Here is a 12,379-nt window from a genome sequence, read left to right as displayed (position 1 = left end):
TCCTGCCACCTGAAGGGATCGATGTGCGGCTTTGTCCTATTGCGCCGCGTGAGGTTCAACGCTATCCCGCAACCGTCGAGGGGGGAATTCCACTTTGTCGTTCCAGGGCGAAAATAGAATGGGCCTGCGCCGCCGCTTGGCAGTGCTGACGGCCTTTCTCGCCCTGTTGTTCCAGACCCTGGCGCCGCTCTCACCGATGGCGGCGCCCCGGCTCGACTCGCTCGACGGGCTGACCGTCGCCCTGGCCGACCTCTGCGTCGCTGGACGCGCGAGCGACGACCGATCTTCGACCCCGAAACCGTTCCACGGCTGCCAGATCTGCCTCACGATGCAGATCGCCGGCCAGTTCGTGGCGCCCCCTGCGTCCGCGCTGCCGGCCCCATCCGCGTCGAGCACGCTGACCTGGGTGCCGGCCGCGCCGGAACTTCTCCTCTTCGTCCGTCCCGCGGTGGTCGAGCCCCGCGGTCCGCCGGTGATTCTGGCCTGATCCCCCCGATCCGCCCTGTCGCCGCCCCATCCGGGGTACGCGGGCGCCTGCCATCATCATTGGACCGACGACATGACCGATCATCTTCTGCGCAGCACCGCGCTCGCGGCGCTCACCCTCGCCCTCACTCCCGCCGCCTGGGCCGAAGAAGCCACCAGCCTGCCGACCGTCGTGGTCGAAGCCCCGGCCGAGACTCCCTTCGGCACCACGACCGAGGGCGGCACCGCCACCACCGCCGACAGCGCCCGCCTGCTCTCCTCCACCCCGGGGGTCACGCTCCAGGCCGGCGGTGCCCTGTCCAGCCTGCCCGTGCTGAACGGCCTGGCCGACGAGCGGGTGCGCCTGCTGCTGGACGGCATGACCGTCACCAACGCCTGCCCGAACCACATGATCCCCGCCCTGTCCTATATCGACGCCGGGCGCATCGGGCAGATCCAGGCGATCGCGGGCGTCACCCCGGTCAGCCTGGGCGGCGACAGTATCGCCGGCACGATCGTGGTCGAACCCGCAGCCCCGCTTTTCGCCACGCCGGACAAGCCGGTGCTCTCCACCGGCCGGCTCTCGACCTTCTTCCGCAGCAATACGAGCGGCCTCACCGTCTCGGGCGACCTCACCCTGGCGACGCCGGACATGAGCTGGAGCTATGCCGGCTCGTGGTCGCGCGACATGGACTATCACCGCGGCGGCGACGGCAAAGCCGTGCGCTCGACCGAGGCCCAGACCTACGACCATAATTTCACCTTCGGCCTGCAGCGCGGCAGCGACCGCCTGACCATCCGCGCCGGCCTGACCCGGACCCCCTACGAGGGCTTCCCCAACCAGCGGATGGACCTGACCGACAACAAGAGCCACTACCTGAATGCCCGCTACGAAGGCGAATTCGACTGGGGCTCGCTCGACTCCCGCCTCTATTGGCACCATACCTCGCACGAGATGGACATGCTGGCCGACAAGGGCGGCGCCATGCCCATGAACACCAGGGCCAACGACTATGGCTATTCGCTGGCGGCAACCATCCCGCTCGGCGAGATCGACACGCTCCGCGTCGGTAACGAGCTGCATTACCTCGGCCTGAACGACTGGTGGCCGCCGGTCGCCGGCAGCATGATGATGGGACCGGAAACCTATGTGAACATCAACGACGGCCGCCGCGTCCGCATCGGCACCTACGGCGAATGGCAGCGCCAATGGACGAGCGCGCTGCGCAGCGAGATCGGCGTCCGCAACGACGTCGTGCTGATGGATACCGGCGAGGTCCGCCCCTATTCCTGGACCGCCATGATGCAGGCGGCCGACATCGCCGCCGCCAACGCCTTCAACGCCATGGACCGCAGCCGGACCGACATCAATTTCGACGCCACCGGCCTCCTCTCCTACGATGTCGGCAGCGACGCGACCTATGCCCTCGGCCTCGCCCGCAAGACCCGTTCGCCCAGCCTTTACGAGCGTTATTCCTGGGGCCAGGGCAACATGGCGGCGGCCATGAACAATTGGTATGGCGATGCCAACGGTTACCTGGGCAACCCGGACCTCGATCCCGAAGTGGCCTATACGCTCGGCATCTCGGCCGATTGGCACCGGGGCTCCGCCTGGCGCGTGAAGGTGACGCCCTATGTCTCCTATGTCGACGGCTTCATCGATGCCGATCCGACCGGGCGGACCTTCGGCCCGGGCGGCCAGTTCGTCGTCCTGCGCTTCGCCAATCACGACGCGCTTCTCTATGGCGTCGATGTTTCGGGTTCGCTCTCCCTCGCCAAGGGTGGCGCCTTCGGCGACCTCGACCTCTCCGGCACCGCGGGCCTGGTGATGGGCGAGAACCGCGACACCCATGACGACCTCTATCACCTGGCACCGCTCCATGGCCGGATCGCCCTCGACCACCGCCTGGGGGACTGGAGCAACGCGCTCGAACTGGTGGGCAGCGTGACCAAGGACCAGGTGAACGACGCCCGAAACGAGCCGGAAACGCCGGGCTATGCCCTGGTCAATTTCCGCACCGCCTATCAGTGGCCGGGCGTCCGGGTCGAAGCCGGGGTCGAGAATCTGTTCGACCAGCGCTATTACGACCCCCTCGGCGGCGTCGACTTCTCGGACTTCAAGATCGAGGGCGGTGCCATCCGGGCCCTGCCGGGCGAAGGCCGCTCCTTCACCGTCGGCCTGACCCTGACCTATTGATCGCGAATTTGGCCGCCGTCCCCCGGGGCGGCGGCCTTGAATTTCGCTCGCGAAAACATGATGCTCCGTCACAAACAAAGGGGAGAGCGTCATGCAGGTCACCGAATATCTGGCGCAGGACGGCGTCGGTCTCGGCCGATTGGTGAAGAAGGGCGACGTCACCGCCACCGAACTGGCGGAAATCGCCATCGGCCTGATCGAGAAGCATAATCCTGCCCTGAACGGCGTCGTGCAGAAGGGCTACGACATGGCCCGCAAGGCCGCCGCCGATGGCCTGCCGGACGGCCCCTTCAGCGGCGTGCCCTTCCTTCTCAAGGACATCAACGCGCTCTGCGTCGGTCTCTCCACCCGCCAGGGCTCGCGCCTGTTCGAACATGCGACGGACGATCACGACAGCGAGCTGACCATCCGCTACAAGCGGGCCGGGCTGAACATCCTGGGCAAGACCAACGCGCCCGAATTCGGCATCCTGCCGACGACCGAATCGCTCTTCTACGGCCCGGCCCGCAATCCCTGGAACACCGGCCATTCGACCGGCGGTTCCTCCGGCGGTTCGGCCGCCATGGTCGCCGCCGGCTGCCTGCCTTTCGCCCATGCCAATGACGGCGGCGGCTCGATCCGCATTCCGGCGGCAGCCTGCGGCTTGGTCGGCCTGAAGCCGACCCGCGCGCGCAACCCGCTCGGCCCCGATCTCGGCGATGCCCTGGGCGGCCTGGTCTGCGACCATGTGGTCAGCCGCACGGTGCGCGACACCGCCTATGCCCTCGATGCCACCTCGGGCCCCGACATCGGCGACCCCTATTGGGCGCCGGCGCCGAAGCGGCCCTTTATCGAAGCGCTGGAAGGCGTGAAGCGAAAGCTCACCGTGGCTGTCGCGACCACCGATTTCCTGGGCAATCCGCTGCATCCCGAGTGCGTCGCCGCGGTCGAAAAGACCGCCAAGACCCTCGAATCCATGGGCCATATCATCGTCGAGGGCGCCCCGTCGGCACCGGCCGAGATGGTCACCCATGCCTTCATGACACTGTGGACCGCCGGCATGGCGGCCCTCGCGCAAGGTGCCCCGATGATGGGCGGCGGTATCGCCGGGCCCGACACGCTGGAGCCCATGACCTGGGCCCTGGTCCAGAAGGCGGGCCAGACCACGGCGGCCGAATATGTCATGGCCCAGGTCATGCTGCAGCGGATCAGCCGTTTCATCGCCCAGTTCTTCGAGACCGTCGACGTCATGCTGACCACCACGCTGACCCGCCCGCCCGTGCCCCTCGGCTATTTCGACGTCACCTCGCCCGATTTCGAAGGCACGCTGCAGAAGGCCGGCGACTATGTGAACACGCCGGTGTTCAACTTCACCGGCCAGCCGGCGATCAGCCTGCCCCTGCACCAATCGGCCGACGGATTGCCGGTCGGCGTCCAGATCATCGGCCGCTTCGGCGACGAAGACACGCTGATCGCCATCGCCGCCGACCTCGAACAGGCCCTGCCCTGGGCCGGCCGCCACCCGCCTATCTGGGGCTGACGGCGCCGGTTCGACCGGCTATAGGTTGGGGCATCATGACCGAAAAGATGTCCCAACCCGTCCATATCGTCGGCGGCGGCCTCGCCGGCAGCGAAGCCGCCTGGCAGATCGCGCGCCGCGGCGTGCCCGTGGTGCTGCACGAGATGCGGCCGATCCGGCAGACCGAGGCCCATGCGACCGACGGGCTCGCCGAACTCGTCTGCTCCAATTCCTTCCGCTCGGACGATCCGGTGTCGAACGCCGTCGGCCTGCTGCACGAGGAAATGCGGCGCGCCGGCAGCCTGATCATGCGCGCCGCCGATGCCCACCGGGTGCCGGCGGGCGGCGCGCTCGCCGTCGACCGCGAGGGCTTTTCGGCCGCGGTCGGCGCGGCGCTGGCGGCCGAGCCCCTGGTGACGCTGGTGCGCGAGGAAGTGGCGGGCCTGCCGCCGGCCGACTGGGGCAATACGGTGGTCGCCACCGGCCCCCTGACCTCACCCGCCCTGGCCGAGGCGATCCGCGCCTTCACCGGTGAGGACAGCCTGTCCTTCTTCGACGCGATCGCCCCCATCGTGACCAGGGAATCGATCGACATGTCCCGCGCCTGGTTCCAGTCGCGTTACGACAAGGGCGACGGTGCCGATTACATCAACTGCGCCCTGGATCGGGAGCAGTATTACGCCTTCGTCGAAGCCCTGCTGGCCGGCGAAAAGGTCGATTTCAAGGATTGGGAGAAGGACACGCCCTATTTCGAGGGCTGCCTGCCGGTCGAGGTGATGGCGGAACGCGGGCCGGATACGCTGGCCTTCGGCCCGATGAAGCCGGTCGGCCTGACCGATCCGCATACGGGCCGGCGCCCCTTCGCGGTCGTGCAGCTCCGCCAGGACAATGCCCTCGGCACGCTCTACAACATGGTCGGCTTCCAGACCAAATTGCGTCACGGCGAGCAGACCCGGGTGTTCCGCACCATCCCGGGCCTGGAGAACGCCGTCTTCGCCCGCCTGGGCGGCTTGCACCGCAACACCTTCATCAACAGCCCGCGCCTGCTCGACCCGACGCTGCGCCTGAAGGCACGGCCGGATCTTCGCTTCGCCGGTCAGGTGACCGGGGTCGAAGGCTATGTCGAGAGTGCCGCCATGGGCCTGATCGCCGGCCGTTTCGCGGCCGGCGACGCACTCGGCGAGGCCCTGAATCCGCCGCCGCCGACGACCGCCCTGGGCGCCCTGCTGAACCATGTCACGGGCGGCGCCGACGAGAAGACGTTCCAGCCGATGAACGTCAATTTCGGCCTCTTCCCGCCGCTCGATACCAGGACGCGCAAGGGCGACCGCAAGGCCGCCATGTCGGCCCGGGCATTGGCCGATCTGGCCGCCTGGCTCGGGCTCGCGGCGGCGGCCTGAGCCGGTTCAGCGGGCCTTGATCGTCTCGCGCAGAAAGAGGCCGATCCGCTCGATCGCGGCGCGGCCTTCGGGGATGTAGCGGGCGAAGGCGTGCCAGACGTGGGGCATCCGGTACCAGATGTCGATCTCCACCGGCACACCGGCCGCCCTCAAGTTGGCCGCCATGCGGGTCGAATCCGAGAGCAGCACCTCGTCCGAGCCGACATGGATCAGGGTGGGCGGCAGGCCGGCAGCGTCGCCATAGATAGGCGAGGCTTCCGGGTGCCTGGGATCGCCGCCCTGGAGATAGGTGATGCCGCCGTAAACCACGCCGGGCAGCGGGATCATCGGGTCCGACTTGGCGTGGAGATAATGGGTCTCGCCCGTCACCGTGAGGTCGAGATAGGGCGACAGGCCGACCGCCGCCCCCGGCATGGGCAGGCCCGCCGCCTTGAGCCGCATGAGCAGGCCGAAGGTGAGGCCGCCGCCGGCGGAATCGCCCGCGACGGCGATCCGCTCCGGCGCGATGCCCTGCTCGAGCAGGTAGCGATAGCCGGCCAGTGAATCGTCGATCTGGGCCGGGAAGGCATGTTCCGGCGCCAGGCGATAGTCGATCACCAGCATGCGCGCCCTGGCCGCCTTGGCGATCCGCCAGGTGAAACCGAGGTGGGTGCGGGGCGAGCACATGACATAGCCGCCGCCGTGGAGATAGAGGATGTGGCGGTCCTCGGTCGCCTCGGCCGGGGTGACCCAATGGCCGGGCACGCCGTTCGCCACGACGTCGGTCACCGTGACGTCCGGCGGCGGCGGCGGCAGGCGCAGCGACAATCTCTCGACCTGATCGCGCACCACCTGGACCGGAACGTCGAAGCGAAGCCGGTTCTTGAACATGCGGCGAAGGGCGAAACGCAGCATGCGCGCCCGCAGGCTGACCCGCTGCGGCCGGTCCTGGCCCGCCACCACGATCAAGGCCCCGGAATTGGACATGCCCGTCTCCCCCGCTTTCTGCAGTGTGGCTGCAGCATAGTGAGGGCGAAGCCTCAGCCGCAAGAGGCGCCGAGGGGGAAGCGTTCCGCGATCCGGAAGGGCGTGCCGGCGCCTTCCTGCACGAAGAGGCAGACGTCCGAGACCGCCACCTCCTTCCGCTCGATGCCGGCGAAATGGGCCAGGGCCGCGACTTCCACCCTCTCCCGCTCCGGCGAGGCCAGCGGCGCCGACAGGGTCATGTGGAAGCGCCATTCGTCGAAGACGTAAGGGTAGCCCCAGCGCAGCAGGTTCTCGTCCTGCGCCGGGCTCAGCCCCGATTTCCGCCGCCGCGCCAGTTCCGCCTCTCCCGCCGGGGCACGGAAATCGTCGAGCGCCGCCACGAAATGATTGGACAGGGCACGCCAGCCCGCCATGTCGCCGGCCGGCACCAGCGCGAGGAAACGGCCGATCCGGCCGACCTTCAGCGGTGGCGCCGTGAAAGCGGCGAAAGCCGCGGCGGCGGCGGTGACGGCGGCACGAAAGCCGCCCAGGTCCCGTCCCGCCTTCAGGCACATCGGCGGCTTCAGGGTGGCGTGGAAACCATAGACCCGTGCCTCCGCCGTCAGTTCGGCGAAACGGGCCGGCGTGATCGGGTCGAGCGCCGGCTGCACCACAGCGGCCCCGCTGGCGGCATCGCGGCCGAGCCAATGGGACCCCAGGCGGTGCAGCGGCGTGTCGGCCGCGGGCGCCCAATAGAGGGCGTAACGGGTCGGCATCGGCGCCTCACATCACCCTTCGGCCGTCGCGCCAGACCATTTCGACGATGGGCAGGCCGTCGATCCGGCGCACCCGCAGCACATCGGCCCGGTAGCCGGCTTCGAGCGCGCCGAGATCGTCGAGCCCGATCGAACGGGCGGGATTACGGCTCACCGTGGCGATCGCCTCGGCCAGGCCGAAACCCAAGGTGTCATGCAGGCCGAAGGCGGCGATCAGCATGGAGGCCGGCACATAGTCCGACGCCATGATGTCGAGCACGCCTTCCCGCGCCAGTTCGGCGACCGAGACATTGCCGCTGTGCGAGCCGCCGCGCACCAGGTTGGGGGCGCCGGCGATCACGCTCATGCCCTGGCCGTGCGCCGCCTTGGCGGCCTCGATGCTGGTCGGGAATTCCGAGAGCGTGATGCCCTGGGCCAGTGCTTCGGCCACTTCCTCCGCCGTGCGGTCGTCGTGGCTGGCGACCGGAATGCCGCGCGCCTTCGACATTTCGATGATGGCGGCGCGGTGGGCTGGGCCGGTCGCGTCGCGGATCGCGCGGCGGCGCTCGACGAAGGCGTCGAATTCGGCGTCGCTGAGCTGGGGATATTGCTGGCGATACTTCGAGCCGTCGAGAAACTGGCGCTGGCCCGGGGTATGGTCCATGACCGAGACCAGGCGAAGATCCGGATCGTCCGCCAGCGGACTGAACAGATCGACCACGCCCTCGTGCCCGATCTCGCAGCGAAGATGCAGGGCATGGCGCGCCTTGAAGGCGCCGGCCGCGCGCCCGGCCCGCCAGGCCTCGACCGCCGCATTGAAGGTCTTCACCCGGTCGCCGTCGGGCCAGACGTCGCCGACGGCGAGACTGTCGAGCACCGTGGTGATGCCGCCCGCCAGCACCTGGCGGTCATGGGCCACGACGGCGGCGGGCGCCGGCCAAGGCACTTTCACCCGCGGCATCATGTGCTTTTCGAGATTGTCGGTATGGAGGTCGATCAGGCCGGGCAGCAGATAGTCGCCCTCGCAATCGATCGCACCCGGCGGGACGGCGGCGCCTTCGCCGATCTCGCGGATATGGCCGCCGGCGATCACCACGCTGCCGCGCTCGATCACGCCGTCCGGCGTCACCACCGCCGCATTGGCCAGAATGATTTCGCTGCTCATGCCGCCTGCTCCACCCGCGTCATCGGCAGAAGCCGGGTCGCGATCCGTGCCCGCATCGCCGGGTCGTGGCAGATCGCCACCATGGCCGTGCCCTTCGCCCGCGCCTCGTCGATCAGGCCGGCGACGATAGCGGCATTCGCCCCGTCGAGGGAAGCCGTCGGCTCGTCCAGCAGCATCAGGGGCCAGTCGACGACGAAGCCTCGCGCGATATTGACCCGCTGCTGCTCGCCGCCCGAGAAGGTCGCGGGCGGCAGGGACCAGAGCTTTTCCGGCAGTTGCAGGCGGCGCAGCAGATCGGCCGCCCGCGCTTCCGCCGCCGCCCGGTCGAGGCCCCGGCCGCGCGCCGGTGCGGCCACGATGTCGAGGGCGGAGACGCGCGGCACCACGCGCAGGAACTGCGAGACGTGGCCGATCACAGCCCGGCGCAGCGCCAGGATCGCCCTGGGCTCGGCCGTCGCGACATCGGTGCCGGCGACCATTATCGAGCCGCCGTCGACCCGATAGGTGCCGTAGATCGCCTTGAGCAGGCTCGACTTGCCGACGCCCGACGGCCCGTCGAGCACGACGCAGTCGCCCGGGAAGACGTCGAGGTCGACGCCCGCCAGCACGTCGAGGCGGAGCCCGCCGCGCAGATGCTGGGTGAAATGCTTGGTCACGCCGCGAAGCGACAGGATGGGTTTCATCGTGCTCATGCCGCCAGTACCGAGGAGACGAGAAGCTGGGTATAGGGCGCCTGGGGATCGTCCAGCACCTGGTCGGTCAGGCCTTCCTCGATCACGCGGCCGCCCTGCATGACCATGAGCCGGTCGGCCAGCAGCCGCGCGACCCCGAGATCATGGGTGACGATGACGACGGTCAGGCCGAGGTCGGCCACGAGGCCGCGCAGCAGGTCGAGCAGCCGGGCCTGGACCGAGACGTCGAGCCCGCCGGTCGGCTCGTCCATCAGCACGAGACGGGGGCCGGAGACCAGGTTGCGCGCGATCTGCAGGCGCTGCTGCATGCCGCCCGAGAAGGTCGCCGGAATATCGTCGATCCGGCCCTGCTCGATCTCCACCCGGCCGAGCCAGTCCTCGGCCGCGGCGCGGATCCGGCCATAGTGGCGGGCGCCGGTAGCCATCAGCCGCTCGCCCACGTTGCCGCCGGCCGAAACGGCGAGACGAAGCCCGTCCCGCGGGTTCTGATGCACGAAGCCGAGTTCGGTGCGCGCCAGCAGGCGCCGCTTGCCCTCGGGCAGGTCGTGCAGGTCCACGACCTCACCCGCCGCCGTGCGGTAGAGGATGCGCCCGCCGCTGGGGACAAGCTGGCCGCCCAGGAGTTTCAGGAGCGTGGTCTTGCCCGAGCCGGATTCGCCCACGACGCCGAGCACTTCGCCGGGCCAGAGGCGGAAATCGACGCCCGCGACACCGCGGCCGTTGCCGTAGTCATAGGCCAGGTTTTCGACCGTCAGGAGCGGCGCTTCATCAGGCGGCGGCGTCATTGCGGTCCTCGTCGCGGCGCTTGCCGCAATGATCGGTGTCGGAACAGACGAACATGCGGCCGCCCCTGTCGTCGGTCACGATCTCGTCCAGGTAACTCGTGCTGTCGCCGCAGAGGGCGCAGGCGACACCCGGGTGTTCGATCGCGAAGGGATAATCCTCGAAATCCAGGCTGCGCACCGGCGTATGGGGGGGGATCGCGTAGATCCGCTTCTCCCGCCCCGCGCCGAAGAGCTGGAGCGCCGGGCAATCCGCCAGTTTCGGATTGTCGAACTTGGGGATCGGGCTCGGCGCCGTCAGGTAACGCCCGGCGACCTCGACCGGATAGTCGTAGGAGCGCTTGATCCGTCCGTGGGTCGCGATGTCCTCGTAAAGCTCGACCTGCATCACGCCGTAGTCGCCGAGGGCGTGGAGCATGCGCGTTTCGGTCTCGCGCGGCTCGAGCCAACGCAGGGGTTCCGGGATCGGCACCTGATAGACCAGGATCTGGTCTTCGCTCAGGGGCGTTTCCGGGATGCGGTGGCGGGTCTGGATCACCGTCGCCTCTTCCGTCCGCGTCGTCGTGGCGACGCCGGCCGTCCTGGCGAAGAAGCGCCGGATCGAAACCGCGTTGGTCGTATCGTCCGCGCCCTGGTCGATCACTTTGAGGACGTCGTCGGGGCCGAGCACCGATGCCGTCACCTGGATGCCGCCGGTGCCCCAGCCGTAGGGCAGCGGCATTTCGCGGCTGGCGAAGGGCACCTGATAGCCGGGCACCGCCACCGCCTTCAGCAGGGCACGGCGGATCATGCGCTTGGTCTGCTCGTCCAGATAGGCGAAGTTGTAACCGTTTTCGTTGCTCATTCCGCCGCCTCCCTCCGGGCGCGCAAGGCCCGCACGAGCTGAAGCTCCGACTGGAAATCGACGTAATGGGGCAGCTTCAGGTGCTGGACAAAGCCCGACGCTTCGACATTGTCGCAGTGGGAGAGGACGAATTCCTCGTCCTGGGCCGGGCCTTGGCGCGCCTCGCCCAATTCCTCGGCCCGCAGCGCGCGGTCTACCAGGGCCATGGCCATGGCCTTCCGCTCGCCCCGGCCGAACACCAGGCCGTAGCCGCGGGTGAATTGCGCCGGCCGCTCGGCATCGCCCTTGAACTGGTTCACCATCTGGCATTCGGTCAGCGTGACCTCGCCGATCTCGACCGCGAAACCGAGTTCCGGCACTTCGACCTCGACCGCCACCGTGCCCTGGCGGATCTCACCCGCGAAGGGATGGTTGCGGCCATAGCCGCGCTGGGTCGAATAGGCGAGCGAGAGCAGGAAACCCTCGTCGCCGCGTGCCAGGCCCTGGAGGCGAAGGGCGCGGCCGGCGGGGAATTCCAGCGGCTCGCGCGTCAGGTCCGGCACTGCACCGGTCTCGTCCACGGGCACTTCCCGTTCCATCAAGCCCTCGTCGGCCAGCAGGTCGGCGACGCGGGGCATCGCTTCCCCGCTCGGCCTGGCTTCCGGCGGGGCCTGCGGTTCGCCGCCCGCGGCGAGGGCGAAATCGAGCAGGCGGTGGGTATAGTCGTAGGTCGGGCCGAGCACCTGGCCGCCGGGCAGGTCCTTGAAGGTCGCCGAGATGCGGCGGTCGACCCGCATCGCCGCGGTATCGACCGGCTCGCTGGCGCCGAAACGCGGCAGCGTGGTGCGATAGGCGCGCAGCAGGAAGACGGCCTCGATGGTATCGCCCTGCGCCTGCTTCAGTGCCAGCGCCGCCAATTCCGGGTCGTGGAGCGAGGCTTCCGCCATCACCCGGTCGACCGCCAGCCCGAACTGCTGGCGGATCTGCTCGATGGTCAGCTCCGGCACGGCGGGATCGCCGCGCCGTTCCGCCGCCAGCCAGGCATGGGCGGCATCGATCGCCTTTTCGCCACCCTTTACCGCGACATACATGGAATGCCCCCTATTCCACCGCGACCGTGCGCGGCAGCGCCGCCAGCCGGTCGCCGCAACAAATCACCAGGTCGACACCGGTCGGAAAGCCGGCCCGCTGCACCATCCAGGCCGCCCCGAACCCCGCCGGCAGCCCCTCGACCGCCAATTCCGCCGTGCCCTGAACACCGGGGCCACGCAGGCGGTAAGTCGTGCCGCGGCCGAGCGCCGTAACCTCGACGATCACGGTCGCCGAACGGTCGGGATAGCTCTCCGAGCCCGGCGCGAAACGGTCGAGCGGCAGGAGATCGGCCGCCGTAACCACAGCGAAGGCAGCCTCCCCGAGCGCGACACGCGGCGCGCCCAGGGCACGGGTGACGAAGGCTTGCGCCGCCGCCCCGCTACAGCCGAGGTAGACCGGCGTATCGCCGTCCGCCAGGGCTGCGAGCACGCTGGCCGCGGCGGGCGACAGGCCGGCGGGTGCCGTCGCCGGCTCGGCCAGGCGATGGATGCGGCCGGGCCGGCTCATGGCGTCCAGCACGGCGCGGAAGGCGGCCTGGGCCTGGAACACCGGCCGGGCGAAGCCG

At 69.2% G+C, this 12,379-nt stretch carries 12 protein-coding genes; 4 read left to right on the top strand and 8 right to left on the bottom strand.

Annotated features, from left to right (window positions below):
* Nucleotides 1-118: 118 nt before the first annotated feature.
* The 4 genes from WC493_RS18620 (at nt 119) to trmFO (ending at nt 5,560) form a co-directional block, all read left to right on the top strand.
* A complete protein-coding gene (locus WC493_RS18620) occupies nt 119-487 on the top strand; it encodes a hypothetical protein (RefSeq protein WP_373067203.1) in 369 nt (122 codons plus the stop codon).
* Nucleotides 488-559: 72 nt separating this feature from the next.
* The gene (locus tag WC493_RS18615) at nt 560-2,662 is read left to right on the top strand and encodes a TonB-dependent receptor (RefSeq protein WP_373067201.1); all 2,103 of its coding nucleotides are present in this window, start codon (nt 560-562) and stop codon (nt 2,660-2,662) included.
* Between the two features lie 91 nt (nt 2,663-2,753).
* Entirely contained in the window at nt 2,754-4,181 is a 1,428-nt protein-coding gene (locus WC493_RS18610) for an amidase (protein ID WP_373067198.1), read from the top strand.
* Between the two features lie 47 nt (nt 4,182-4,228).
* Nucleotides 4,229-5,560 (top strand): methylenetetrahydrofolate--tRNA-(uracil(54)-C(5))-methyltransferase (FADH(2)-oxidizing) TrmFO, encoded by a 1,332-nt coding sequence (gene trmFO / locus WC493_RS18605; RefSeq protein WP_373067206.1) that lies wholly within the window; start codon nt 4,229-4,231, stop codon nt 5,558-5,560.
* Between the two features lie 6 nt (nt 5,561-5,566).
* Here trmFO and WC493_RS18600 read toward each other — a convergent pair whose 3' ends face one another.
* The 8 genes from WC493_RS18600 to phnH form a co-directional block, all read right to left on the bottom strand.
* On the bottom strand, nt 5,567-6,526 hold the full coding sequence (locus WC493_RS18600) for an alpha/beta hydrolase (protein WP_373067196.1): 960 nt from the start codon (nt 6,524-6,526) through the stop codon (nt 5,567-5,569).
* 53 nt (nt 6,527-6,579) lie between these two features.
* Nucleotides 6,580-7,281, bottom strand: a complete 702-nt coding sequence (locus WC493_RS18595; protein WP_373067193.1) for a DUF1045 domain-containing protein — start codon at nt 7,279-7,281, stop codon at nt 6,580-6,582.
* 7 nt (nt 7,282-7,288) lie between these two features.
* On the bottom strand, nt 7,289-8,425 hold the full coding sequence (locus tag WC493_RS18590; protein WP_373067191.1) for an alpha-D-ribose 1-methylphosphonate 5-triphosphate diphosphatase: 1,137 nt from the start codon (nt 8,423-8,425) through the stop codon (nt 7,289-7,291).
* A complete protein-coding gene (gene phnL / locus WC493_RS18585) occupies nt 8,422-9,117 on the bottom strand; it encodes a phosphonate C-P lyase system protein PhnL (RefSeq protein WP_373067189.1) in 696 nt (231 codons plus the stop codon). The genes WC493_RS18590 and phnL overlap by 4 nt, the downstream gene beginning before the upstream one ends.
* Entirely contained in the window at nt 9,114-9,902 is a 789-nt protein-coding gene (gene phnK, locus WC493_RS18580; protein WP_373067186.1) for a phosphonate C-P lyase system protein PhnK, read from the bottom strand. Before phnK ends, phnL begins: the two co-directional genes overlap by 4 nt.
* Nucleotides 9,886-10,743, bottom strand: a complete 858-nt coding sequence (locus WC493_RS18575; RefSeq protein ID WP_373067184.1) for an alpha-D-ribose 1-methylphosphonate 5-phosphate C-P-lyase PhnJ — start codon at nt 10,741-10,743, stop codon at nt 9,886-9,888. Before WC493_RS18575 ends, phnK begins: the two co-directional genes overlap by 17 nt.
* Nucleotides 10,740-11,813 (bottom strand): carbon-phosphorus lyase complex subunit PhnI, encoded by a 1,074-nt coding sequence (locus tag WC493_RS18570; RefSeq protein ID WP_373067181.1) that lies wholly within the window; start codon nt 11,811-11,813, stop codon nt 10,740-10,742. Before WC493_RS18570 ends, WC493_RS18575 begins: the two co-directional genes overlap by 4 nt.
* Before the next feature lie 10 nt (nt 11,814-11,823).
* Nucleotides 11,824-12,379, bottom strand: a 556-nt coding sequence (phnH, locus tag WC493_RS18565; protein WP_373067179.1) for a phosphonate C-P lyase system protein PhnH, incomplete at its 5' end; no start/stop codon positions are given.

Origin of the sequence: Zavarzinia sp. (genome assembly GCF_041650655.1) — a bacterium.
GTDB lineage: Bacteria > Pseudomonadota > Alphaproteobacteria > Zavarziniales > Zavarziniaceae > Zavarzinia.
The sequence above is the reverse complement of the archived record's forward strand: the minus strand, read 5'-3'. Positions and strand labels throughout refer to the sequence as shown.

What these genes read in the sequence shown, in the direction of transcription:
- WC493_RS18620 (WP_373067203.1), top strand. Translation starts at nt 119, where the DNA reads ATGGGCCTGCGCCGCCGCTTGGCAGTGCTGACGGCCTTTCTCGCCCTG.
- WC493_RS18615 (WP_373067201.1), top strand. Translation starts at nt 560, where the DNA reads ATGACCGATCATCTTCTGCGCAGCACCGCGCTCGCGGCGCTCACCCTC.
- WC493_RS18610 (WP_373067198.1), top strand. Translation starts at nt 2,754, where the DNA reads ATGCAGGTCACCGAATATCTGGCGCAGGACGGCGTCGGTCTCGGCCGA.
- trmFO (WP_373067206.1), top strand. Translation starts at nt 4,229, where the DNA reads ATGTCCCAACCCGTCCATATCGTCGGCGGCGGCCTCGCCGGCAGCGAA.
- WC493_RS18600 (WP_373067196.1), bottom strand. Translation starts at nt 6,526, where the DNA reads ATGTCCAATTCCGGGGCCTTGATCGTGGTGGCGGGCCAGGACCGGCCG.
- WC493_RS18595 (WP_373067193.1), bottom strand. Translation starts at nt 7,281, where the DNA reads ATGCCGACCCGTTACGCCCTCTATTGGGCGCCCGCGGCCGACACGCCG.
- WC493_RS18590 (WP_373067191.1), bottom strand. Translation starts at nt 8,425, where the DNA reads ATGAGCAGCGAAATCATTCTGGCCAATGCGGCGGTGGTGACGCCGGAC.
- phnL (WP_373067189.1), bottom strand. Translation starts at nt 9,117, where the DNA reads ATGAGCACGATGAAACCCATCCTGTCGCTTCGCGGCGTGACCAAGCAT.
- phnK (WP_373067186.1), bottom strand. Translation starts at nt 9,902, where the DNA reads ATGACGCCGCCGCCTGATGAAGCGCCGCTCCTGACGGTCGAAAACCTG.
- WC493_RS18575 (WP_373067184.1), bottom strand. Translation starts at nt 10,743, where the DNA reads ATGAGCAACGAAAACGGTTACAACTTCGCCTATCTGGACGAGCAGACC.
- WC493_RS18570 (WP_373067181.1), bottom strand. Translation starts at nt 11,813, where the DNA reads ATGTATGTCGCGGTAAAGGGTGGCGAAAAGGCGATCGATGCCGCCCAT.